The 23,337-nt window shown below is 31.0% G+C and carries 26 protein-coding genes; 25 read left to right on the top strand and 1 reads right to left on the bottom strand.

Translation table 11 applies throughout. The features are described 5' to 3' along the window. Position 1 precedes the first annotated feature (1 nt). The 24 genes from radC to B2694_RS07815 all read left to right on the top strand — a co-directional run bounded on the left by radC (position 2) and on the right by B2694_RS07815 (position 21,061). Positions 2-688, top strand: coding sequence for a RadC family protein (gene radC / locus B2694_RS07930; RefSeq protein WP_346885275.1), 687 nt, complete (start codon positions 2-4; stop codon positions 686-688). Positions 689-706: 18 nt separating this feature from the next. Next, the gene (locus B2694_RS07925; RefSeq protein ID WP_346885274.1) at positions 707-1,714 is read left to right on the top strand and encodes a rod shape-determining protein; all 1,008 of its coding nucleotides are present in this window, start codon (positions 707-709) and stop codon (positions 1,712-1,714) included. Positions 1,715-1,717: 3 nt separating this feature from the next. After that, positions 1,718-2,563 (top strand): rod shape-determining protein MreC, encoded by an 846-nt coding sequence (gene mreC, locus B2694_RS07920; RefSeq protein WP_346885273.1) that lies wholly within the window; start codon positions 1,718-1,720, stop codon positions 2,561-2,563. Further along, positions 2,550-3,065: a rod shape-determining protein MreD gene (gene mreD / locus B2694_RS07915; protein WP_346885272.1), complete on the top strand. Its 516-nt coding sequence runs from the start codon at positions 2,550-2,552 to the stop codon at positions 3,063-3,065. Before mreC ends, mreD begins: the two co-directional genes overlap by 14 nt. Before the next feature lie 7 nt (positions 3,066-3,072). After that, positions 3,073-5,898, top strand: a complete 2,826-nt coding sequence (locus tag B2694_RS07910; protein ID WP_346885271.1) for a penicillin-binding transpeptidase domain-containing protein — start codon at positions 3,073-3,075, stop codon at positions 5,896-5,898. Positions 5,899-6,054: 156 nt separating this feature from the next. After that, positions 6,055-6,687, top strand: a complete 633-nt coding sequence (gene minC, locus B2694_RS07905; RefSeq protein ID WP_346885270.1) for a septum site-determining protein MinC — start codon at positions 6,055-6,057, stop codon at positions 6,685-6,687. A 16-nt stretch (positions 6,688-6,703) separates the two neighbouring features. Then, positions 6,704-7,513 carry a septum site-determining protein MinD gene (minD, locus tag B2694_RS07900; protein WP_035128778.1) on the top strand — a complete coding sequence of 270 codons (810 nt, stop codon included), beginning with the start codon at positions 6,704-6,706 and terminating at the stop codon, positions 7,511-7,513. Between the two features lie 2 nt (positions 7,514-7,515). Then, entirely contained in the window at positions 7,516-7,785 is a 270-nt protein-coding gene (gene minE / locus B2694_RS07895) for a cell division topological specificity factor MinE (RefSeq protein WP_150843815.1), read from the top strand. Between the two features lie 74 nt (positions 7,786-7,859). Further along, complete coding sequence (gene rodA / locus B2694_RS07890; protein ID WP_346885269.1) at positions 7,860-8,966, top strand: rod shape-determining protein RodA; 1,107 nt, start codon at positions 7,860-7,862, stop codon at positions 8,964-8,966. Positions 8,967-8,977: 11 nt separating this feature from the next. Beyond that, a complete protein-coding gene (gene mgsA / locus B2694_RS07885) occupies positions 8,978-9,346 on the top strand; it encodes a methylglyoxal synthase (protein WP_035128787.1) in 369 nt (122 codons plus the stop codon). A 234-nt stretch (positions 9,347-9,580) separates the two neighbouring features. After that, positions 9,581-10,396 (top strand): M23 family metallopeptidase, encoded by an 816-nt coding sequence (locus B2694_RS07880; RefSeq protein WP_346885268.1) that lies wholly within the window; start codon positions 9,581-9,583, stop codon positions 10,394-10,396. 22 nt (positions 10,397-10,418) lie between these two features. Beyond that, a complete protein-coding gene (locus tag B2694_RS07875; protein ID WP_346848391.1) occupies positions 10,419-11,267 on the top strand; it encodes a site-2 protease family protein in 849 nt (282 codons plus the stop codon). Positions 11,268-11,371: 104 nt separating this feature from the next. Then, positions 11,372-13,231 carry a TIGR03960 family B12-binding radical SAM protein gene (locus B2694_RS07870; RefSeq protein WP_346885267.1) on the top strand — a complete coding sequence of 620 codons (1,860 nt, stop codon included), beginning with the start codon at positions 11,372-11,374 and terminating at the stop codon, positions 13,229-13,231. After that, entirely contained in the window at positions 13,203-13,907 is a 705-nt protein-coding gene (locus B2694_RS07865) for a TIGR03936 family radical SAM-associated protein (protein WP_346885266.1), read from the top strand. Before B2694_RS07870 ends, B2694_RS07865 begins: the two co-directional genes overlap by 29 nt. An 11-nt stretch (positions 13,908-13,918) precedes the next feature. After that, a complete protein-coding gene (locus B2694_RS07860; protein WP_346885265.1) occupies positions 13,919-15,376 on the top strand; it encodes an Rne/Rng family ribonuclease in 1,458 nt (485 codons plus the stop codon). A gap of 201 nt (positions 15,377-15,577) precedes the next feature. Further along, on the top strand, positions 15,578-15,889 hold the full coding sequence (gene rplU / locus B2694_RS07855; RefSeq protein ID WP_035128800.1) for a 50S ribosomal protein L21: 312 nt from the start codon (positions 15,578-15,580) through the stop codon (positions 15,887-15,889). Positions 15,890-15,891: 2 nt separating this feature from the next. Next, a complete protein-coding gene (locus B2694_RS07850) occupies positions 15,892-16,239 on the top strand; it encodes a ribosomal-processing cysteine protease Prp (protein WP_346876485.1) in 348 nt (115 codons plus the stop codon). A 1-nt stretch (position 16,240) separates the two neighbouring features. After that, the gene (gene rpmA / locus B2694_RS07845) at positions 16,241-16,543 is read left to right on the top strand and encodes a 50S ribosomal protein L27 (protein WP_346848395.1); all 303 of its coding nucleotides are present in this window, start codon (positions 16,241-16,243) and stop codon (positions 16,541-16,543) included. Between the two features lie 218 nt (positions 16,544-16,761). Further along, positions 16,762-18,039 carry a GTPase ObgE gene (gene obgE / locus B2694_RS07840; protein ID WP_346871278.1) on the top strand — a complete coding sequence of 426 codons (1,278 nt, stop codon included), beginning with the start codon at positions 16,762-16,764 and terminating at the stop codon, positions 18,037-18,039. A 21-nt stretch (positions 18,040-18,060) separates the two neighbouring features. Continuing rightward, on the top strand, positions 18,061-18,354 hold the full coding sequence (yhbY, locus tag B2694_RS07835; protein ID WP_035128811.1) for a ribosome assembly RNA-binding protein YhbY: 294 nt from the start codon (positions 18,061-18,063) through the stop codon (positions 18,352-18,354). A gap of 116 nt (positions 18,355-18,470) precedes the next feature. After that, complete coding sequence (gene nadD / locus B2694_RS07830; RefSeq protein WP_346885264.1) at positions 18,471-19,079, top strand: nicotinate-nucleotide adenylyltransferase; 609 nt, start codon at positions 18,471-18,473, stop codon at positions 19,077-19,079. 3 nt (positions 19,080-19,082) lie between these two features. After that, positions 19,083-19,655, top strand: a complete 573-nt coding sequence (gene yqeK / locus B2694_RS07825) for a bis(5'-nucleosyl)-tetraphosphatase (symmetrical) YqeK (protein ID WP_346885263.1) — start codon at positions 19,083-19,085, stop codon at positions 19,653-19,655. 59 nt (positions 19,656-19,714) lie between these two features. After that, positions 19,715-20,095 carry a RidA family protein gene (locus tag B2694_RS07820; RefSeq protein ID WP_035128819.1) on the top strand — a complete coding sequence of 127 codons (381 nt, stop codon included), beginning with the start codon at positions 19,715-19,717 and terminating at the stop codon, positions 20,093-20,095. Positions 20,096-20,161: 66 nt separating this feature from the next. Next, a complete protein-coding gene (locus B2694_RS07815) occupies positions 20,162-21,061 on the top strand; it encodes an RluA family pseudouridine synthase (RefSeq protein ID WP_346885262.1) in 900 nt (299 codons plus the stop codon). A gap of 135 nt (positions 21,062-21,196) precedes the next feature. Here B2694_RS07815 and B2694_RS07810 read toward each other — a convergent pair whose 3' ends face one another. After that, on the bottom strand, positions 21,197-22,492 hold the full coding sequence (locus B2694_RS07810) for a D-alanyl-D-alanine carboxypeptidase family protein (protein ID WP_346885261.1): 1,296 nt from the start codon (positions 22,490-22,492) through the stop codon (positions 21,197-21,199). 110 nt (positions 22,493-22,602) lie between these two features. On the opposite strand from B2694_RS07810, the gene B2694_RS07805 reads away from it, so the two are divergent. After that, positions 22,603-23,334 (top strand): helix-hairpin-helix domain-containing protein, encoded by a 732-nt coding sequence (locus B2694_RS07805; RefSeq protein WP_346885260.1) that lies wholly within the window; start codon positions 22,603-22,605, stop codon positions 23,332-23,334. Positions 23,335-23,337: the final 3 nt, after the last annotated feature.

Genomic DNA, 23,337 nt, shown 5'->3' with positions numbered 1-23,337 from the left:
TATGAACTATAAATTAAAGATTAAAGATTTACCTAAAAATGAAAGACCTAGAGAAAAAATGTTAAGGTATGGGGCAGAATACCTGTCTAATTCTGAACTTTTAGCCCTTATATTGAGGACTGGAACAAAGGAAGATAGTGTTTTAAATCTATGTGATAGGTTATTATCTCATTGTGGAGGCATAAATGGAATTTCCAGCCCCAGTATTAATGATTTAAAGCAGGTAAAAGGAATAGGGGAGGTTAAAGCTACTCAAGTTTTAGCCCTTGCAGAGCTAGCTACCAGATTTAATTCTTTTAAATCCGGTGAAGATCATATTGTGAGTAGTCCTAAAGATGTGTCTAATTATATGATGAGACAAATGAAAGGTTTAAAAAAAGAATATTTTAAGCTAATTATGTTAAATACTAAAAACATAATTATATCAGTTAAAGATATTTCTATAGGAAATTTAAATAGTTCCATTGTTCATCCGAGAGAAGTTTTTATAGAAGCTATAAAGCTTAGTAGTGCATCAGTGATATTGTGTCACAATCATCCATCAGGTGATCCAACACCTAGCAAAGAGGATATACTAATAACTAAAAGACTAAAGGAGTGTGGAACATTACTAGGAATTGAAGTTTTAGATCATATTATTATTGGTAACAAAGCTTATATAAGCTTAAAAGAAAAAGGTATTATATAGATTGAGAGGAGAGTTTTTATGGGTTTTTTTGGAAGTTCTAGAGACATTGGGATAGATTTAGGAACTGCAAACACATTAGTATATATTAAAGGAAAGGGTATCGTACTTAGAGAACCTTCCGTTGTAGCAATAAATAAAAATACAGGAAAAGTTTTAGCTGTAGGTAATGAAGCTAAAAATATGATAGGTAGAACACCAGGAAATATTGTAGCAATAAGACCAATGAAAGATGGAGTTATAGCAGATTTTGATGTGACTGAAAAAATGCTTAGACATTTTATTGAAAAGGTTGGAGGTAAAAATTCCTTTAAAAGTCCAAGAATCATAGTTTGTTTCCCATCTGGGGTAACTGAAGTAGAGAAGAGAGCAATTGAAGAAGCAACCAAGAGTGCTGGAGCTAGAGAAGTTGGATTATTAGAGGAACCAATGGCAGCGGCTATAGGTGCTGGACTTCCGGTTGGAGAACCTACAGGAAGTATGGTTGTAGATATCGGTGGAGGTACTACAGAAGTAGCAATAATATCTTTAGGTGGAGTTGTTACAAGTATGTCATTAAGAGTTGCAGGTGATGAATTAGATCAAGCAATAATAGCATACATAAAAAAACAGTATAACTTAATGATTGGTGAGAGAACTTCAGAAAATATAAAAATACAATTAGGTTCAGCTTACGAGGTAGAAGAAAAGGCAGAGAATATGCAAATTAGAGGAAGAGATTTGATAAGTGGTCTTCCTAAAGTAGTAGAAATAGGTGAAGATGAAGTAAGAGAAGCTTTAAGAGAACCTGTATACTCTATTATAGAGGCTATAAAAACAACACTAGAAAAAACACCACCAGAACTTGCAGCAGATATTATGGATAAAGGTATAATGCTTACAGGTGGCGGAGCCTTATTAAAAGGATTAGATGCACTAATATCCCATGAAACCCATATGCCAGTAAATATAGCAGAAATACCATTAGATTGTGTAGCTGTAGGAACTGGAAAAGCATTAGATAATGTAGATATTATGAGTAGAAGATAAAAAATGAAGATATTCAAGAATAAGCTGGCAGTAATAGTTATACTACTGTCAGTGTCCTTTTTGGGGTTAATTGGTTATTCAGTTCAAAAAGACAAGATGTCCATGGTGGAAAATGGTGTAGGAAGTGCTATAAACTCTGTTCAAGGTGTTGTTTATAAAATAGGTGGTAAAATAAAAAGTTCTTTTAGTTTAGTACTTAATATAGGAAACATAAAAAGTGAAAATGATGAGTTGAAAAAACAAAATGAGAAGTTGAAATTTAATGATATTCAAAATGATATTTTAAGAAAAGAAAATGACAGACTTAGAGGCATGTTAAACTTTGCTGATGCAAATGGTCAGTATAATTATATAGGTGTAGATATTTTGGGTTTAGTTGGAAATAATTTTTTGGATGGATATGTAATCAATAAAGGCGAAAAAGATGGGATAGAAAAAGGTATGATTGCATTGGAAGGAGAAGGACTAGTTGGTCAAGTTACTAGTGTTGGTAGTAATTGGAGTATAGTTCAATCTATTTGTAATGAGAATATGGCTGTAGCAGGATATGTATTGAGCACTGAAGAAAGTAATGGTATTGTAAAGGGTTATAAGGGAAATGAAGATAAATTTCTTACGGAAATTACAGGACTTTCCTTAGATTCAAAAATTAAAGAAGGGGACACTATACTAACCTCTGGACTAGGTGGCATATATCCAAAAGGAATTAAAATAGGAGAAGTTCTAGAAAGTTATGAGGATAGAGCAAAGGTTGTAAAGAGTGCAATTGTGAAGCCTGCAGTAGATTTTAATAAGGTAGAGCAACTTGTAATAATAGTGCCAAAGGAAAAAAGAGATGTTAAAAACTAATAATAAATTTAAAAAAATATTATATTTATTTTTAATAATCACCATTCTTTTTATTTTTGATAATACCATTATAACTTTTTTTGCTATTAAAAATATATATCCAAGCGTTCTTTTTGTATTTATAGTTTGTTATTCCATGATAAATGGATATGATGAAGCAATGATTATTGGTGTTATAACAGGGATTCTTCAAGATATTTATTTTCCGGGAGTCATGGGAATTAACATGTTAATAAACATGTTAATTTGTTTAATGGCAGCTAAAATTGGAAAAGGAATTTTCAAGGATAAGGTTATAATACCTATTTTTTCAACATTTCTACTAAGTTTACTAAAGAGTATTGCTATTTTTGCTATATTTATATTAATAGGAGCTAGTAATAATTTTTTACACTTAATCATATATAAAGCTATTTATGAGATGGTAATAGCTTTACTGATATATAGGATTATACTTAAGTTTAGTGAAACCAAAACTATAAAAAAGGAATGGAGATTCTAAAGAAAGTATGAAAAAAAATAAAAAATCAATTAAAAATAAAAAAAGTTTTTCAAGATATAATTTATTTTATATAGCTATGGTAGCTATCTTCGTTGGAATTACATCAAGACTGCTCTTTTTACAAATAGTAATGGTAGATGATTATAGAGAAACAGCAAATAGCAATAAATATAAAACAGTATCCGTTGCAGCAGCTAGGGGAGATATAGTAGATAGAAATGGTAAAGTTTTTGCTGAGAGTATACAAAATTATGTATTACAATTTAGTGAGACGGAAGAAAGTAAAAAGCATTTCTTTAAAACTATGTCTAAAGTTTTTGAAATATTAGATAAAAAGCAAATACCAATTGTAGATGAATTTCCTATAATTATAAATAATAAAGGAAAACTAGAATATAACTTCAAAGCTGCTGATGAATCAAGTAGAAAATGGCTAGAACTTAGATTTAAAAAGGATAGAGGTTTTTTAGAGAACGTAGTAAAGAAAGAATATGGTGAGGGTAAGAAGGGTTCAGAGCTTACGGAAGAGCAAAAAAAATATATGGATACTTTGTTATTACAGATAACTGCAGAAGAGGCCTATAAAACTTTAGAGAAAGATTATGGTGTAGATAGATACTATGAGTTAACACTTCATGAAAGAAGAAGATTTTTACTATTAAAAGATGCTATGAAGATGCGAAGTTTTTCAGGGTATAGCCCAGTAGTAATTGCAAATACTTTAGATCAAGAAACTGCCTTTGTATTTGAGCAACTACAACCAGATATGCCAGGTATAATAGTTGATACTCAGCCTATGAGATCTTATCCGAATGGAGAGTTAGGTTCTGCATTTCTAGGGTATATGTCTCAAATTAATCCTTGGGAACAAGGTAAATATGAAGAAAAGGGTTATGATGTAAGTACTGATAACATAGGGAAAGCAGGTATTGAAGCAGCCTATGAATCCTATTTGAAGGGAACTAAGGGACAAGAGAGTATAGAAATTAATAAGCAGGGACGTAGAGTTAGAACTCTAGGACAGGTAGAAGCTTATCAAGGAAAAACTGTGCAATTAAATATTGATATGGATGTACAAAGAGCTGCAGAAAAGGCGCTAGATGAAGTGATGACTAATCTTCAAAAAAGTGGAAAAAATTATTATGGAGATAGTACTAATGCCACTAGAGGAGCAGCAGTAGCCATAAGTACTAAGGGGGAAGTGTTAGCCCTTGTTAGTAAACCAGGTTTTGATCCTAATATATTCACAGACCCTGGAAAATTAACTACTGAATTGTCACAGCAATACTTTAACCCAGATTTAGAAGCTATGGGAAAAGAGTATATTAAAAAAAGAGGTCTTGCAAATATAAAGGGTATTTTAACAGATAAGGAATTAACTTTAAGTTTAGCAGAGAGAGAAAAACTATTGCTTGATAGAATGTTCCCAATAGATAAAAGCATACCAGGAAATACTAAAAAAAGAGAAGATAGATATGATATTTTCCCTAAACCTTTTTATAATTACGGAACCTTATCACTAGTTCCACCAGGATCTACCTTTAAGCCAGTTACAGCTCTTGCAGGGCTAGAGGAAGGTGTTATTACTGGAGATACTGATATTTTAGATGATGGTATATATGGAAAATACGGATACGGGGGATCTTGTTGGATATATAATATGAATAATCGACATGGTTCCCATGGTCGAATTAATGTTAAAGAAGCCTTAGAAGTTTCTTGTAACTATTTTTTCTTTGATGTAGCAGATCGTCTTTTTACAAAAGGTGGTGGAATGAAAAACCCTGAAAGTGCTTTAAATTTAATAGCAGAATATGGTTGGAAACTAGGTTTAGGGTTACCACAAGGTAGTGAACTAAAGGCATCTACGGGCATAGAAATTGAAGAGTACTTCGGTCAAGTGTACAATTATGAATCAAATAAAAATGTTCAAGTTAATACCTTTACAAATCAAATGGTTGAATATTTACAAAAGGGAATTAGCTCAGTGAATGCAGCATCACATTATAAACCTTTTGATATTACTCAAAAGGATGAAAGTGGTAATGGAAAAGAATTAGATCAAATAAAGCTTACTAACACTAAGAAAAAGACTTTAGTGGATATGATTAAGGGTGAAATGAAAAAAGATGAAAAACCTGACTATGATAATATTATGAAAAAATTGAAACCTTTAGTTGAAGATATTATTAACACTAACGAAGAGATAAAGGCATTAGGATATTCTGAAGCAGATATAGATAATATTGTTTTAGCAATTTATAATGCTGTAAATGATACTAATGGATATATAAAATCTCCAGCTAATGCCTATGATGCATCCATAGGTCAAGGTATTAATCAATTTACACCACTACAACTAGCTAGTTATCTTGCTACCCTTTTAAATGGTGGAGAAAGATATGAGGTAAAGCTAGTTGATAAAATTATCGATAGTAAAACTAAAGAAGTTATTGAAGATATAGAACCAAAGCTTATAAGCAAAGCTAGTTTCAATAAGGCAAATATTGATATTATTAAAGAGGGAATGGGAAAGGTTACCCAAGGAGAAAATGGTACAACTTCAGCTGTATTTAATGGGTTTCCTATACCTACTGGAGGTAAAACCGGTACTTCTAACGTTGTAACTTATGATCTGCAAAAACCCCTTGGAAGGGATGCAGCTTCTGTATATGTAGGGTTTGCACCCTATGATAATCCAGAGATTGTAGTATGTTCTATAGTATTCGATGCTGCTCATGGTGATGGAACTATTGCCAAGGCAATGTTCGAAGCTTATTTTAAGGAAGAAATATTAAAAACTAATCCTAATTATGAATTTAAATATAAATAAAAAAATAACAAATGGATTACCATTTGTTATTTTTTTAAAGGAATATTGTTATATAATAAGTATTTCAACAAAAAATTATTTTTTCTCAATATAAAGAAGGAATTTAGGCTCTATACGTTGAAATAGTAAGAATATCTCGATATGTGGAGGTTACATATGCAAGATGATGGTATAAAATTTAAAGGCGAAAAAGATGGACTTAATTTAGTTGTAAATATTAAACTCTTTAGCTCTATAGAAAGCTTAATTGAAGCATTGAGAGTAAAGCTTCGAAAGGGTAGAAGGTTCTATAAGGGTGCCTCCATTAAAATAACTGTAGATATGAGGCAATTAGAAGCTAGAGATTTAAGAGCAATACGAGACTTTTTATCAACGGAATTTATGATAAAGGATTGCTCATTTATCAATTTAGAAGATAGTAATAAAAAGGTTTTTAATGGTATACATGAAGGGAAAACTAAATTTGTCAGAAAAACTATAAGAAGTGGTCAAAGATTTGAATATTCAGGAAATATAGTTATTGTAGGAGATGTAAATTCTGGAGCAGAGGTATATGCCGCAGGAAATATAGTAGTATTAGGCTCTGTTAAAGGTAGCGTGTACGCTGGGATTAATGGTAATAGTGGTGCTATAATAGCAGCCTTTGCCTTAACACCACAAATAATGCAAATTGCTGATCTTATCACTAGATCTCCAGAAGACATGGACAAACCTAGGTATCCAGAATTGGCAAGAATTAAAAATGGAAATATTGTTTTAGAACCATATTCAATAAATAAATATATTTAATCGGAGGTATTAGTAAATGGGAGAGGCCATAGTTATAACATCTGGGAAAGGTGGAGTAGGAAAAACTACTACTACAGCAAATATAGGTACAGCTTTAGCATCAATGGATAAAAAAGTAGTTGTTATCGATGGAGATACAGGATTAAGAAACTTAGATGTTCTCATGGGACTTGAAAATAGAGTAGTATTTACATTAGTTGATGTTATTGAAGAAAAGTGTAGATTGAAACAAGCACTTATAAAAGATAAGAGGTTTAACAATTTATTTCTTCTTCCAACAGCACAAACTAGAGATAAAAATGATGTAGATATAAATGAAATGTTAAGAGTGGTAACACAGTTAAAACAAGAGTTTGATTATGTAATTTTAGACTGTCCTGCTGGTATTGAACAAGGCTTTGAAAATGCCATTGTAGGGGCAGACTGGGCTATTGTTGTTGTAAATCCAGAAATCACATCTGTCAGAGATGCAGATAGGGTTATTGGAAAGTTAGATGCTAAGGGGATAGAAAGACAGGAGCTTATAGTTAACAGAATGAACTTTGATATGGCTAAAAATGGGGAAATGTTGACTATAGAAGATATAAAGGAGTGTTTAGCTATTAAAGTTATAGGGGTAGTGCCTGATGATAGAAAAGTAACTATATCTACCAATAAAGGTGAGCCTATAGTGTTAGACAGTTCTGCTTATGCTGGTCAAGCTTTTAAGAATATAGGAAGTAGAATTTTAGGAGAAGAAGTACCATTCCTAGATTTTAATGAAATATACGGTCAAAAAGGATTTATGGGTGCAATAAAAAAATTATTTGGAGGAGGTAGAAATTAGATATGGACTTGTTTAAAATTTTTTCAAGCAAAGTATCTTCAAAGGATATTGCTGCAGATAGATTAAAACTTATTCTAGTCCATGATAGAGCTACCGTTTCGCCAGATTTTTTAGAGAATATTAAAATGGAGTTGCTTAAGACTATATCTAATTATGCAGAAATTGAAAGTGGAGAAGAAATTGAAATAAGAATAACTACTAGTGATGAATATGATGGGAATTCCCCAGCTTTAGTGGCTAGTATACCTATTAAAAAAGTTAAGAGAAGGTAATCAAAAAAGCTATGTTTTCATAGCTTTTTTTCCTTGTTATGATATAATAGGAACAGGTATGGAGGGAGATGCAAATGAATAAATTATTAGAGAAATTTAAAATTAATGATAAGTTAATTAAAAATATAGATTTTAGTATTTTAATTTTAGTATTTTTAATTGTAGCCTTTGGTATAGTTAATATTTACTCTGCCATTGGAGCTAAATATGCCATGCTTCAATTTGCTTGGATGATTGTAGGTATGATAACTATATACTTCATATTAACTTTAGACTATGTTCAACTTTTAAATTATGCACCTATTATATACTGGGCAGCAGTTATACTTTTGATTTTCAATAATATAACCGGTAAAGCAGTAAATGGGGCTAATGCATGGATTCAAATAGGAAATAGAGCCATTCAACCTGGAGAGTTTGCAAAAATAGGTATGATTCTTATGGTTGCAAAGGTTATAGAGGATGCTGAAGGGGATATAAATAATTTAAAAACATTTTTTAAGGTTTTATTTTATGCAGCTATTCCAATGATACTAATTGTAATACAGCCAGATATGGGGCTTACCATGGTTTCATTTTTTATAATGTTGGGAATTGTAACTGTGGCAAACTTAAATTGGAAGGTCATAGTTGGAGGCCTTTCCGCAGTGACATTGGCAGTTGTGGGAATATTGAGGTCTGATATTATGCCTTTATACTGGAAGGCAAGGTTTTTAGCAGTTATTAACCCGGAAGACTATGCACAAACAGAAGGGATGCAGTTAATTCAATCTAAAATAGCCATAGGTTCTGGTGGAATATTTGGTATGGGATTTATGAAAGGAAAACAATATAAGTTTGTACCAGAAAACCATACAGACTTTATCTTTGCTGTATTAGGTGAAGAATGGGGATTAGTTGGGGCTCTAGTACTTATGATGTTATATGGAATACTTTTATACAAACTTATAAATATAGCAAAGAACTCAAAAGATATAGCTGGAGGTATTATAGTAGTAGGTGTAATAGCATCTATACTATTTTCAATAATTCAAAATATCGGGATGACCATTGGATTACTTCCTATATCAGGTATAACATTACCTTTTGTTAGTTATGGTGGAAGTTCTATGTTAACTTATTTTATATCTTTAGGATTAGCTTTAAATATAGGTATGAGAAAGAATAAAATTAATTTTTAGGAGTGATTAAAATGAGAGTTGCATTGGTTGCACACGATAAAAAGAAGGATGACATCATTGATTTTGCTAAAAGATATAAGGATGTGCTAAAGGATCATGAACTTTATGCTACAGGCACTACAGGAAAACTTATTAATGAAATAGTTGGTCTTCCTATATATAGATTTTTATCAGGCCCCTTAGGTGGCGACCAACAAATAGGAGCAAGACTTGCAGAAGGAAATATGGATATGATAATTTTTTTAAGAGATCCTCTTACAGCTCAACCCCATGAACCTGATGTAACAGCCCTTATAAGACTCTCAGATGTTCACTGTATACCTCTTGCAACGAATATAGGTACAGCAGAAGTATTCATGAAGGCTTTAAAAAACAGATAATAAAATTAATAATATTAATAAAAGAAGCTGTCTCAAGACAATTTGTCAATCTTTTCAAAATGTTGAATTTGTACTTTAATATAAGTCCATGATTAACATTATTTTTGGATTGGTATATGTTGAGACAGCCTTTTTTTATTAGGCTCTGATGAAAATAAATTTTCATACCCATCATAAAGTTAGTTTTTTTTAATATATATAAATTAGTAATAATAAATTATGGGGGGATATTTTATGGGGATTTATAATGAATATTATCAAAAATATTATTCTAATATGAAAAAGCAATCAGGAACTAGTGAGTATAAACCTACAAAATATAGTGGAAATAGTACTAAAGGTAGTAACTATAAATTAAATAGTAGAAGAAATACCTTCCCTATTTATTTAAACATTTTTGGGAAAGGCTTTGCTAATATATTGATTATTCAATGCGTAATAATTCTAGTTCTTCTAGCTGGACTATTTCTAGCTAGAACATATCCTAACAGTCATGTTAATAAGGTATATGATAAGAGTATAGCAATTATAAATAATGGTTTATTGAAGGAAAAAAATATAACTATGGAGAATATAGTCCAAGCATTTAAAGAGAAAAGTATATTGGATATATTTAAGGAAGAAAAAATAACTGAAGTTTTTAATGAAGTAAAGTCTATGGTTAATTTTGAAGAAAAGAAAGAAAATTATATAAAAGAAAATTATGTAAACCCCATAGCCATAAAGGATAAAAATCAAATCACTATAAAAGATAACAGACTTTCTTTAAGTTTAACTAGTGAAAGTGATATAAAGGCATCCTTTCCAGGAAAGGTAAAGAGTGTCACAGAAGGAAAAGAAATTACCTTAATCCTAGACTATGGTGATGGTGTTGAGATGAAATATTTTGGTCTAAGTGGTAGCAAAGTTAAAATTGGAGATGCTGTTGATACAGGAGAAGTTATTGGTACAGTTAAGGGAGATGAAGGCAATATATTAAGTATAGAAGTATTTTATATGGGAAATATTTTAAACCCAGAGAAATGCTTTAATTTTGAAACTATGATATAGCAAGATTATTAGGGGGAAATCATTGATACGAATAAGCAAATACTTAATACCCTATATAATTTTAATATTGATTATAGGATTTAAAAGTGAGTTAATTATAGGTTTTATAATCATAATCATCCATGAAATCATTCATTTAATAACAGCAAGAATATTAGGTTATTCAGGATTTTCTATAGATATATTACCAATAGGTACTACACTAAAATTAAAGGAGCTAGAAGAGGCAACTCCTAAGGAAGATATTATTATATCCTTAAGTGGTCCTATAGGGAATTTTTTAATTGCTTTAACTAGTTATTTTTTAGGCAGATATTTTTCTAATTCTAATTTTATTGAATTTTGCAATTATAATTTAGTTATAGGCATATTTAATCTTATACCAGCATTTCCTTTAGATGGAGGTCGTATATTAAGAGATATTCTTAATATTAAGCTCATATATAAAAAAGCTAATAAGATTGCGCTAAATATAAGTATAGTAATAGGATATATATTTGGAGCAATCTTTTTAATGGGATTATGCATGGAGCGACTGGTTTTAGATTTTGCTTTTTTTTCTATATTTATATTAATGATTTCCTATAAGGAAAAAGGGAGGATAGCTTATATAATAATGGGATATATCATCAAAAAAAAGGAAAAGCTAATAGGTAGAGGATACCTAGAAAATAAAAGTATTTCTGTTTATTACAAAATAAATATATTACAATTAATAGAATTAATAGATAAAAACAAGTATAATGTATTTACTGTACTTGATGATGAAATGAACATGATAGGAGTTTTATATGAAGAGGACATATTAAATGGAATTAAGGAATTGGGAAATATAACTCTTGAAGAACTTCTAGAAAGCTATGAAAAATAGTATAGTTACTTGAAATATTATATAGTTGTGCTAAAATGAAACTTAGTTTCAGCGGATGTAAAATCCTCTGAAGCTAAGTTGAATTAACTTAAGGAGGATACTCAATGAATAAAATTTCCGACGATATTTTGTACAGAGTTGAGAAACCAGCTAGATATATAGGTGGAGAATTAAACTCATATAATAAAGATAAAAACAGTGTAGATATTAGATATGCTTTTTGTTTCCCAGATGTTTATGAAGTGGCTATGTCCCACTTGGGAACAAAAATTCTATATCATCTTATGAATGAGAGAGAGGATACCTTCTGTGAAAGATGCTTTGCACCTTGGCCAGATATGGAAAAACTACTAAGAGAAAATAACATTCCACTAGGAACTCTTGAAACTAAGGATTCCCTTAGTGAATTTGATATTTTAGGATTCACCCTTCAATATGAAATGAGCTATACTAATATCTTAAATATGTTAGATATGTGTAATATACCAGTTAGAGCTTCAAAAAGGGGAGAAGAATATCCTATCATCATGATGGGAGGTCCTTGTGCCTATAACCCTGAGCCTTTATATGATATAGCGGATGTCTTCATATTAGGTGAAGGAGAAGAAGTTACCCATGATGTTTTAGATGTTTACAAGGAAATAAAGGGTAAATCAAAGGCTGAATACCTAAGAGCTATTTCAAAGATTCAAGGAGTTTATGTACCATCCCTTTATGACGTAAATTACAATGAAGATGGCACTATTAAGGAGATGGCTCCAAAGTATGAGGATGTACCTAAAATTGTTAAAAAGAGAATAGTTTCAGATTTTAATGCTAACAATTCTCCAGAAAAATTCATAGTTCCTTATACAGAAATTATTCATGATAGAATAGTTATAGAAACCTTTAGAGGATGTACAAGAGGATGTAGATTCTGCCAAGCAGGAATGATATACAGACCAGTTAGGGAAAAAACCACAGAAAAACTTATGGAAGAAATCGATGTTCTTGTAAAAAACACAGGTTATCAGGAGATTTCTCTAAGTTCCTTAAGTATTTGTGATTACTCTAATATCCAAAACTTAATATTTTCTTTAATTGAAAAGTATGGAGAAGAAAAAATAGGAGTATCTATACCATCAATTAGAATAGATGCCTTCTCTGTAGATTTAATAAAGGAGATACAAAAGGTAAGAAAGACAGGATTAACCTTTGCTCCAGAGGCTGGAACTCAAAGGATGAGAGATGTAATAAACAAAGGTGTAACAGAAGAAGACTTATTAAGATCTGCTAGAAATGCCTTTGAATCAGGTTGGTCAACTATAAAGTTATACTTTGTTATAGGACTTCCTTATGAAACCGTAGAAGACGTAGAAGGAATTGCACACTTAGCAGAAAAGGTAGTAGAGGAATACTTCCATGTACCTAGGGATGTAAGAAAGAGGGGCTTAAGAGTTACAGTAAGTACTTCTATATTAGTACCAAAGCCATTTACACCTTTCCAATGGGCTCCAATGAATCAAGTGGCTGAAGTGAGAGAAAAAATTTCAAGTCTGAGAGATGCTATAAAAAGTAAGGCTATTAACTACAATTGGCATGAATCAGCACTTAGCTACCTAGAAGCAGTATTTGCAAGAGGGGATAGAAAACTTTGTGATGTTCTAGTAAAGGCCTTTGAAAAGGGAGCTAGATTTGATGGTTGGAACGAGTACTTCAACTTTGAATTGTGGCAAGAAGCTTTTGAAGAATGTGGGGTAGATGGAGAATTCTATGCTTATAGAGAAAGAAGTTATGATGAAATCTTACCATGGGACTTCATTGATATAGGGGTAAGTAAAAGCTATCTAATAAGTGAAAATGAAAAAGCTAAAGAAATGGTTTTAACACCAGACTGTAGAGAGAGATGTACAGGATGTGGAATCAATACTAGCTTTAAGGAAAGGGAGTGCTTTCATGGTGCGTTATTTAATAAAATACACTAAAGAAAGTGAAATAAAGTTTTTATCTCATTTAGATTTAATGAGAACTATACAGAGGGTTATAAGAAGAGCAAAACTACCAATAGAGTATTCTAAGGGGTTTAATCCTCATATGAGCATATCTATAGCACAACCCCTATCAGTAGGGGTATATTCTACAGGAGAATACTTAGATGCAGTGTTTATTGAATCTATTGATGAAAAGGAAATTCTAAAGACTTTAAATGAAAATACAGTAGGGGGAGTTAAATTTTTATCTGTTACCAAGGTAGCCAGAAAAGAAGGGCAGAAAAATCAACAAGCCATGGCTACCATAGATGCAGCTAAATATATAATAAATTTTAAACTTCAGGATGAGTCTGCACTAGATATGGATTCTTTAATGAATTTAAGTCAATGGACAATTTTAAAGAAATCTAAATCAGGAGAAAAGGAAACAGATATTAAGCCTTTAGTTAAAGAGATAAAGTACTCCATACATAATAAAATGTTAACTATAGAAGGACTTCTTAGTTGTGGAAGCAGGGAAAACCTATCAGCAAGTTTACTTAGTGAATTTATAAAAACTCATGTAAAGGGAATTAAGGAAGATGCCTTTGTTGATATAAAAAGAGTAGAAATGTATGCTTTTAAAGGAAGAGAACTACTTACACTTCAAGAGTATTTTGCACAGTACTAGGAGTTGATTTAATGAAAAAAATATTCATTGAAAGACAAAATACATTATTAAAGATTGCAGTAAAATATGGTGATATTCTTAAAGAGTGTTTTATAGAAGAAGATACAGAAGGACCTAAGGTAGGAGACATATATAGAGGTGTAATTAAAAATATAGTACCTTCTATTCATGGTGCTTTTATAGATATAGGTTATGAAAAAAATGGATATCTTTCCCTAGAAAAAAATCAGCATATAAACACCTTAAAAAAAGGTGATGAAGTTATGGTAGAGGTAGTAAAGGAAGAGATAGATAAAAAAGGCCCAAAGGTAACTAGAAACCTTTCCTTACCAGGAGCCTATGCAGTACTTACTAAAGAACATAGCCATATAGAAATTTCAAAAAAGATTAAAACACCAAATTTTAAAGAATTAATAGAAGAAGATATATCAAAACCTGAGGATGTTGGAATAATAATTAGAACAAAAGCAGAAAATATTGATATAAACATTTTAAAGGAAGAAATAAGTGAGTTAATACATAGATATGAAGAAATATGTAATAAGTTTACTTACTCATCTAAAGTAGGACCTCTTTATAAAGATAATGGAATCCTAAGTAGGGTCTTAAGAAATTATACTGAAGGTGGAGCTGAGATAGTAGTTGATAATTATGAAGATTACCTTTACTATGAAAAGTTAATTAAAGAAAAGCGCTTAGAAAATCTTGATCTAAGTTTTTATGAAGGAGCTTTATCCATATTTGATAATTATGGCATAGAAAAAGAAATTTTAGCGTTAAGACATAATAAAATTAACTTATCCAGTGGTGGTAACATTGTGTTAGAACGTACTGAAGCCATGAATGTGGTGGATGTAAATACGGCTAAAAACATAAAGCCATCCTTAAAGGAAAAAAATATTTTAGTAACTAATATGGAGGCTGCTAAGGAAGTAGTAAAACAGATAAGACTGAGAAATCTAGGTGGGATAATAGTAGTAGATTTTGTAGATATGAAATCTGATGAAGATAAAGCTGAAGTTTTAAAAGTTTTACAAGAAGAGTTTAAGGATGATAAGCATAATACTAAAATATATCCTTTCACAGAATTAAATTTAGTTCAGATAACTAGAAAAAAATATGGCAAATCCATATGTGATTATGTTTTTAATTCTTGTGTTCATTGTAAAGGTACAGGAGAAAAAGTATCTTTAGAATATATATTAAGCATTTTAAAAGGTAAAGTGAAAAAAATAAAATCAGAGCAGGGAATTAAAAATATCTATATAGAACTAGATAGAAACTATGAGAATGAAATAAACAATGATATTGTAACTTTTGTGGAGAAATTAGATGGGCTAGACTGTGATATTTTTATTAGATTTCAGGAAAATCTAGATAATTTTAAAGTTGAATCTTTAATTTTTCATAGCCAAATTGAAGCTATGCAAGAATTAAAAGTATTTTCTGCAAAAACTAGATGTAACTAATAATTTTGAAAAACATGGCAGTATTAGAGATGATAGTCATCAATAAAAAAATACCATAAGTTGCTTTACAATCATCAGCGTATGTGTTAAAATGTCATTTGTAGACCGCACACATAAGGTTTTAAACTAACTTATAAAATTTTGTAAAGAATTTGTAAGTTATACCTGAGATGGCGAGACTGGATTGAGGAGGTGTATTTAATGTACGCAGTTTTACTTACTGGAGGAAAGCAATACAGAGTTCAAGAGGGAGACGTTTTATTCGTTGAAAAACTTGAAGCTGAAGTTGATTCAACTGTAGAATTCGATAAGGTTTTAGCAGTTGGAAAAGAAGACGGTTTAGTAGTTGGAAAGCCTGTAGTTGAAGGAGCTAAAGTTGTTGCTAAAGTAGTAGCACAAGGAAAAGCTAAGAAAGTTATAGTTTTCAAATATAAGCCAAAGAAAGACTACAGAAAGAAACAAGGTCATAGACAACCATTTACTAAAGTTGTAATTGAGAAGATTGAAGCTTAATTATGATTAAGGTAACTTTCAAGAGAATAAAGAGCATGTTAGTATCATTTCATGTATATGGGCATGCTGAGTATTTTGATGTTAAGCAAAATACAACTGTTTATGATGATGTTGTTTGTGGTTCTGTAAGTAATTTAGCCCAGGTAACAATCTTAGGAGTGTTAGAGGTGCTAAAGTTAAAACCTACATATATCGCGGAAGAGGGAAACATAGCTTTAGATGTATCTAAGTTATCTCATGTGGAAATAGAAAGTACACAAGTCCTACTAGAAACGATGTTATTGGGATTAAAGAATTTAGAAATTAGTTATGGAAAATATATCAAAGTTGTAGTAGAGGAGGTGCAGTGATATGTTACTAATAAACCTTCAGTTATGTGCTCATAAAAAAGGAGTAGGTAGCTCTAAGAACGGTAGAGATAGTGAATCTAAGAGATTAGGGGTTAAACGTGCAGACGGACAATTTGTACTTGCAGGAAACATCCTTGTAAGACAAAGAGGAACAAAAATTCACCCAGGTACAAACGTTGGTATCGGTGGAGATGACACTCTTTTCGCTAAGGTTGATGGAGTTGTAAGATTTGAAAGAATGGGTAAAAGCAAGAAAAAAGCTAGTGTTTATCCAATCGATGTAGAAATTGCAATAGCTGAATAGTTAATTAAGCACCCGTAAGGGTGCTTTTTTATGACATAGGACAATTATTTACTCATAGGGCAATTATTTATTCTATGTTATAAAAAAACATCCCTAGGTGTTAATTAGTTTTAAAATAAAACATAGGTAAAATTATTATTTTTGTAAATAATAATAATATACTCATACTTAATTCGTAAAAGTATCAAAGGATATTTTGTTAGGAAGGTGAAATAATAATGTTTATAGATACAGCCAAGATTTTTGTACAGTCCGGAGATGGTGGTAATGGTTCCATTCATTTTAGAAGAGAAAAATTTGCTCCACTAGGTGGACCAGATGGTGGAGATGGTGGAGATGGTGGAAGTGTCATATTAGTAGTAGATAGTAATATGACTACCCTATTAGATTTTTCTTATCACCGTAAATTCGTAGCGCCTAATGGAGGAAAGGGTGAAGGCTCTAAATGCTACGGAAGGGGTGGAGAAGATATTATTATCAGAGTTCCAATGGGAACTATAGTTAAAGACTTTGAAACAGATAAAGTTATGTGTGACTTAGCTCATGATGGCGATAAATTTGTAGTATGTAAAGGTGGAAAAGGCGGAAAAGGAAATGCAAAATTTTGTACTCCTACAAGACAGGCACCAAACTTTGCAGAGCCAGGTATGCCAGGAGAAGAAAGATGGATTAAGTTAGAACTTAAACTTTTAGCAGATGTAGGACTTCTAGGATTCCCTAATGTAGGAAAATCAACACTTTTATCCATGGTATCTAAGGCTAGACCAAAGATAGCTAACTACCACTTTACTACTATAAAACCAAACCTTGGAGTAGTAGCTGTGAAGGGTATAGAACCTTTTGTTATTGCTGATATACCAGGTATCATAGAAGGAGCAGCAGAGGGAGTAGGATTAGGATTAGAGTTCTTAAGACATATAGAGAGAACTAGAATGCTTATTCATGTAGTTGATATTTCTGGAGTTGAAGGAAGAAATCCTATAGAAGACTTTAAAAGAATTAATGAAGAACTTAAAAAATATAGCATAAAGCTATGGGATAGACCACAGATAATTGCAGCAAATAAATCTGATATGCTCTATGATGAAGAAGTTTATGAAAACTTTAAAAAAGAATTACAAGCTATGGGCTATGATAAGATATATAAGATATCTGCAGCTACCAATGAAGGTGTAGATGATCTTATGAAGGCTGCAGCTGAAATGCTTAGCACAATTCCAGTTAAGGAATTAGAGATTTCAGAAGACGATAAATTTATTCCTGAAGAAAAGAGATTTACATATGAAATAAATGAAGTCGAAGAAGGTATATTTGAGATTACAGGATCCTTTGTAGATAGATTATTAACTAGTGTAAATGTAAATGAGCCAGATTCATTAAGATACTTCCATAAAGTTTTAAGAAACAAAGGAATTATCGATGAGTTAAAGGATATGGGAATACAAGATGGTGACCTAGTAAGATTAAATGATTTTGAATTTGAGTTCTTATTATAAAATTAGGGGGAAATAAATAACATGATAACAACAAAACAAAGAAGCTATCTTAGATCTCTTGGAAGTCAATTAGCACCTATATTCCAAGTAGGAAAAGGTGGCATAGAAGAAAATTTTCTTAAGCAGATAGATGGGGCTCTAGAATCAAGAGAGCTAATCAAGATAAAAACTTTAAATAATAGTGGGATTACAGCAAGAGAAGCTTCAGAAATTTTATGTGAAGAATTAGGTTGTGAAGGAATTCAAGCTATAGGAAGTAAATTAGTTATATATCGCAAATCTAAGAAAAATCCTAAAATAGAACTTCCTAAATAATATACATTTAATAGAGTTTTAGAAACCTTTAAATATATGTAACTTTTAAACAAGTATTCCAATTGCAGTTGGTAAAATACTTCATATATGGTATTATAATTTAAAGAGGTAATAGCATGAAAAAGGCGATTTTTGGAGGAACTTTTGATCCTATACATATAGGACATATTCATATAGCTTATGAAGCACTATATAATTTAAGCCTAGATGAAGTCATATTTATGCCAAATGGTCGACCGCCACATAAAAGGGCTAGGGCTGTGACAGAAGAGAAAATTAGGTATAAAATGGTTTATCAGGCCATAAAAGGTGAGAAAAAGTTCTCCATAAGTGATTTTGAGATAAAAAGTGACAGTTTAAGTTATACTTATAATACTCTAATGCAGTTTAACCATAGAGAACCTTATACTCAATGGTATTTCTTAGTTGGAGTAGATAGTTTAATGACTTTAAGGCAGTGGAAAAATATTCACATAATATTAGATAACTGCACTTTAGTTGTGTTTTCTAGAACTGGATATGCTATGGATGATGTATTAAAAATGAAAAGGGATTTAGAGAAAGAGTATGGCAAAGAGATAATCTTGTTAGAAATGTCTCTTTTAGATATATCATCTACAGAAATTAAAAAGAAAATTTCAGAAGATAAAACGGTTAATTACCTTCTTCCCCGAGGGGTAGAGGAGGTAATTAATCAATATAATTTATATAGAAATAAGGTGTAAGGTATGTGGCAGGAAAATAGAATAAAAGATTATATAAAAATTCATCTTACCAAAGAGAGATATAACCATAGTTTAGGTGTAATGAAAACTAGTGAAGACCTTGCAAAACATTATGGTATAAATCCTAATAAAGGTAGAATAGCTGGGCTTTGTCATGATTGTGCTAAAAATTTTTCTGCCAATGATTTAATTAATAAAGCAAGGAGTAATGGAATAATTATTTCAGATATATATTACAAATCTCCTCAGCTTTTACATGGTTTAATTGGAGCATATATATCAAAGGAAATGTTCCATGTGGAAGATGAAGATATTTTAAATGCAGTAAAATATCATACTACAGGACGAGAAAATATGTCAACATTAGAAAAAATAGTTTATATTGCTGATTGCATAGAGCCTTCAAGAAATTTTAAAGGTGTGGAAGAATTAAGGAATTTAGCCTATGAGGATTTAGATAAAGCTCTTTTAAAATCCTTTGACGATACTATAACGTATATTTTATCTAGAAACTCAATAATGCATATAGATACCATTAAAGCTAGAAATTATTTATTAGTTACTAAAAGAAACTGATATTACTAGGTAAAAATTATCTAATAATATATAATAATTTAATTTGGGGAGGCAAAAAAATGGATAAAATCATAATCAACACTGAAAAAGCACCTGCTGCTTTAGGACCATACTCACAGGCAGTTAAGGTAGGAAATTTACTATACACTTCAGGTCAATTACCAATAAATCAAGCTGGAGAATTAGTAAATGATGATATACAAAAGGCTACAGCTGTGTGCTTAGAAAATGTTAAAGCTATTCTTGAAGAGGCTGGTACATCCTTAGATAAAGTTGTAAAAACTATGGTATTTATAAAGGATATGAATGACTTTGCAGCCATGAATGAAGTATATGGGAAGTATTTCAATGCAAATCCACCTGCAAGATCTTGTGTTCAACCAGGTAAATTACCCAAAGATGCTTTAATAGAAATTGAAGTAATAGCAATAGTAGAATAATTAAGTATATGATTAAGCCTCCTACACAAGGAGGCTTAAATATTTATAAATAGAGGTGACTAGAATATGAGTGTTATTACATATAAGGTAGGAAAAGAAGGCCAGGAGGTGAAGATAAGAGACTACATGAAGGAGAATTTAAGTCTTTCCGGTAGATTCATTCGTGGTTCCGCTATGGATAGAAGATTAAGAGTAAATGGTAAGGAAGTAAAGCTTAACTATAAACTTCAAGAAGATGATGTTATTGAAGTTACTGTTAATGCAGAGGAAAGCCAAAATATAGAAGGTGAAGATTTAAACATAAAGGTTATTTATGAAGATGATGATCTATTAATAGTTGATAAGCCTCCTTTTATGGTAGTTCACCCAACTAAAAGTCATCCTATGGGAACCTTAGCCAATGGAGTTATTCATCATTTTAGAAGTAACAATGATAATTCAATAGTAAGATTAGTTAGTAGATTAGATAGAGATACTTCTGGACTTATTATGATAGCTAAAAATCAATTTTCTCACATGAATTTAGCAAAATCCATGGAGAAGAATTTAATTAAAAAGTCTTATTTAGCTATAATTCATGGAAACCTTGAAAATCAAGAAGGTACTATAGACTTACCTATAGGAAGACCTACAGATGAAACAATAAAAAGAGCAGTTTTAGAAGATGGTCAAAGAAGTATTACTCATTACAAGATAAAAGAGAGCTATAAAGAGGGAGCTTTAGTAGAATTGGTCTTGGAGACTGGAAGAACTCATCAAATAAGGGTACACTTAAGCTATGTAGGGTGTCCTATATATGGAGAACAACTCTATAGTGATTTTAATGATGAAGAATTAATAAGTCGTCAAGCTCTACATGCTTATGCTGTAACATTGCCACATCCTCGAAGTGGTGAGATTTTAAACTTTGAAAGTACTCTGCCAGAGGATATGACAAAGCTTATACATAACCTTCAATCCAAATAGAAAATTCATAGCCGGAGACTTAGCAGCTCTTTACTCCCACGTTGAAAAAGATAGGAGTATTAGAGTTGGAAGTCATGGGATAAAGAAATGGTGCTTCATTAGTTAATAATGCAGCGCCATTTATATTTTGGTAAATTAATATTTATTTTTGTATGAATTATAAGAAGAGAAAAGTTTTTTTCGTTTTTTGGCTAATCTTCTTTTTTTAATAATATATATAATAGCCAATATTAGAAGAATAATTCCTAAAACTATTCCACCTATAATCATAAATAGATTTTTATAGCTTATAGTGTTATCTTTTGTAGTAACTAAATTTCCAACTACAGGAAGCACTTCTTCTTCGTAATCACTACCACTTAAAACCTCACTGTGATAGATTTGACCATTATAATTAACTACAACAGTAGTAATAGGCTCACCTTTATTAAAAAATTTATTACTAAGAGTATCCTTATTAATTACTATTGATGGCTTTTCTTTAGAACTATTATCCTTTGTATATAGTATGTTTTTATCAGCCAATAAAGGAATAATCGAACCATTAGTAGTTTCGTAAGTACCTATTTCTTCACCTTTTGAAAAAGCTTTTTCAGTGGAAAAGTTTTTAAAGGTCCAATCAAAAAGTTTAGGAGTTTCATCATAATAGGCTTTATTTTCATCAAATAATATTGCTATTATAAACTTGTTATCGCCCTTACAAGCAGAAGCTACAAAAGAATGACGAGATTCATCAGTATAGCCTGTTTTACCAGCAATGGCATCTGGATAATAGCATTCATAAGCATCGTGAAGTAGTCTATTATCATTCCAAAGAGGTCTTTTTTCTTTAAAAATATTTGTAGGCTGTAAGAAGGTAGATTTAGTTTTAGATATTTCAATATATTTTTCGTGATTTAATAATTCTTTTTCCATAAGAGCTAAATCATAAGCTGTAGTTCTATGTTTATCATCATAAAGTCCATGAGGATTTACAAAGTTGGTATTTTTACAGCCCAGTTCCTTTGCACGTTGATTCATTAATACGGCAAACTCTTCAATGGAGCCAGAGATATGCTCTGCTAGAGCAGCAGCACAATCATTTGCAGAAACCATTATTACTGAATATAACATTTCTTCTACAGTCATCTTTTCTCCCACATCTACATAGATTTTTGAACCCTCAATGGTAGGAGGAAATTCACCTACAGTTACAACTTCATCTAGATCACAATTTTCTAGAGTTAGAAGTACTGTCATTAGTTTTGTTGTAGATGCTGGTGGATAAGGTTTATTTTCATCTTTCCCATAGACCACTGCCCCAGTATTAGCATCCATAACTACCACGCTTTTACCAGTTATTGAAGGTGGATCTGAGTATGCATATGCATTACCATAACTTAATAGGGTTATAGCAAAAAATGATAATATGATAAATAATAGTTTTTTCATAGAAATCTCCTTACTATACATATTTAATTTTTATCTAGTAACTTTTTTAACACATAATACATAATTATATCAAAAAAAAGTTGGAAGTACGATAATAATTTATAAAAAATATGGATAAGATGTTAATTGAGAGGTGTATTAAAGTGAAATTAAAAGAAAAAATAATAGGAGCATTATCCATATTAATACTTAGCATTATATTTTTGGTAGCAGGATACATAATTAATCATAATAAAGAAGAAGAATATAAAGAGGTATTCATTGATGAACAACAGTATTTTCAAAGCCAAAATTCAAAAGGTAATGGAGAAAATGAAAATACTGAGAATAAAGATAGTAATAAAGATAGTAATAAAAAAAATAGTGAAAATCAAGAAAATATAAATGATAATAAAATAGTTGTAGATATAAAAGGTGCAGTGAAAGCTCCTAAAGAGTATGAATTAAAAGCAGGTTCTAGAGTAAGAGACTTAATTGAAATAGCAGGGGGACTAACACCAGAAGCAGATGAGGAGAAGATATATTTTTCTAAAATACTAGAAGATGAACAATGTATTAAAATATATAAAATAGGCGAAGAAGTATTAGATTCAGAAATTGAAGTTGAAAAACAGCAGGAAAAGGGTACAGGAGCTGTAGATTCAAAAGGAAAAATAAATATAAATAAAGCAACGGTGGATGAACTAATGACCATTCCAGGTATTGGTCAAGTAAAAGCTCAAAGTATAGTCGATTACAGAAATGAAAATGGAAAATTTAACTCCGTAGATGAACTGACAAATATAACGGGTATAGGAGTAAAAACCTTAGAGAAATTGAGAGATAAGGTAGACATAAAATGAGTA

Origin of the sequence: Clostridium sp. UBA4395, assembly GCF_002390995.1 — a bacterium.
Classification (GTDB): domain Bacteria; phylum Bacillota; class Clostridia; order Clostridiales; family Clostridiaceae; genus Clostridium_J; species Clostridium_J sulfidigenes.
Note: the sequence above shows the minus strand (reverse complement) of the source record. Positions and strands in the feature narration are given on the sequence as shown.

Bases quoted from the DNA above. Each gene is read 5' to 3' on its own strand.
- radC (WP_346885275.1), top strand. From the start codon at position 2: ATGAACTATAAATTAAAGATTAAAGATTTACCTAAAAATGAAAGACCT.
- B2694_RS07925 (WP_346885274.1), top strand. From the start codon at position 707: ATGGGTTTTTTTGGAAGTTCTAGAGACATTGGGATAGATTTAGGAACT.
- mreC (WP_346885273.1), top strand. From the start codon at position 1,718: ATGAAGATATTCAAGAATAAGCTGGCAGTAATAGTTATACTACTGTCA.
- mreD (WP_346885272.1), top strand. From the start codon at position 2,550: ATGTTAAAAACTAATAATAAATTTAAAAAAATATTATATTTATTTTTA.
- B2694_RS07910 (WP_346885271.1), top strand. From the start codon at position 3,073: ATGAAAAAAAATAAAAAATCAATTAAAAATAAAAAAAGTTTTTCAAGA.
- minC (WP_346885270.1), top strand. From the start codon at position 6,055: ATGCAAGATGATGGTATAAAATTTAAAGGCGAAAAAGATGGACTTAAT.
- minD (WP_035128778.1), top strand. From the start codon at position 6,704: ATGGGAGAGGCCATAGTTATAACATCTGGGAAAGGTGGAGTAGGAAAA.
- minE (WP_150843815.1), top strand. From the start codon at position 7,516: ATGGACTTGTTTAAAATTTTTTCAAGCAAAGTATCTTCAAAGGATATT.
- rodA (WP_346885269.1), top strand. From the start codon at position 7,860: ATGAATAAATTATTAGAGAAATTTAAAATTAATGATAAGTTAATTAAA.
- mgsA (WP_035128787.1), top strand. From the start codon at position 8,978: ATGAGAGTTGCATTGGTTGCACACGATAAAAAGAAGGATGACATCATT.
- B2694_RS07880 (WP_346885268.1), top strand. From the start codon at position 9,581: ATGGGGATTTATAATGAATATTATCAAAAATATTATTCTAATATGAAA.
- B2694_RS07870 (WP_346885267.1), top strand. From the start codon at position 11,372: ATGAATAAAATTTCCGACGATATTTTGTACAGAGTTGAGAAACCAGCT.
- B2694_RS07865 (WP_346885266.1), top strand. From the start codon at position 13,203: ATGGTGCGTTATTTAATAAAATACACTAAAGAAAGTGAAATAAAGTTT.
- B2694_RS07860 (WP_346885265.1), top strand. From the start codon at position 13,919: ATGAAAAAAATATTCATTGAAAGACAAAATACATTATTAAAGATTGCA.
- rplU (WP_035128800.1), top strand. From the start codon at position 15,578: ATGTACGCAGTTTTACTTACTGGAGGAAAGCAATACAGAGTTCAAGAG.
- B2694_RS07850 (WP_346876485.1), top strand. From the start codon at position 15,892: ATGATTAAGGTAACTTTCAAGAGAATAAAGAGCATGTTAGTATCATTT.
- rpmA (WP_346848395.1), top strand. From the start codon at position 16,241: ATGTTACTAATAAACCTTCAGTTATGTGCTCATAAAAAAGGAGTAGGT.
- obgE (WP_346871278.1), top strand. From the start codon at position 16,762: ATGTTTATAGATACAGCCAAGATTTTTGTACAGTCCGGAGATGGTGGT.
- yhbY (WP_035128811.1), top strand. From the start codon at position 18,061: ATGATAACAACAAAACAAAGAAGCTATCTTAGATCTCTTGGAAGTCAA.
- nadD (WP_346885264.1), top strand. From the start codon at position 18,471: ATGAAAAAGGCGATTTTTGGAGGAACTTTTGATCCTATACATATAGGA.
- yqeK (WP_346885263.1), top strand. From the start codon at position 19,083: ATGTGGCAGGAAAATAGAATAAAAGATTATATAAAAATTCATCTTACC.
- B2694_RS07820 (WP_035128819.1), top strand. From the start codon at position 19,715: ATGGATAAAATCATAATCAACACTGAAAAAGCACCTGCTGCTTTAGGA.
- B2694_RS07815 (WP_346885262.1), top strand. From the start codon at position 20,162: ATGAGTGTTATTACATATAAGGTAGGAAAAGAAGGCCAGGAGGTGAAG.
- B2694_RS07810 (WP_346885261.1), bottom strand. From the start codon at position 22,492: ATGAAAAAACTATTATTTATCATATTATCATTTTTTGCTATAACCCTA.
- B2694_RS07805 (WP_346885260.1), top strand. From the start codon at position 22,603: ATGGATAAGATGTTAATTGAGAGGTGTATTAAAGTGAAATTAAAAGAA.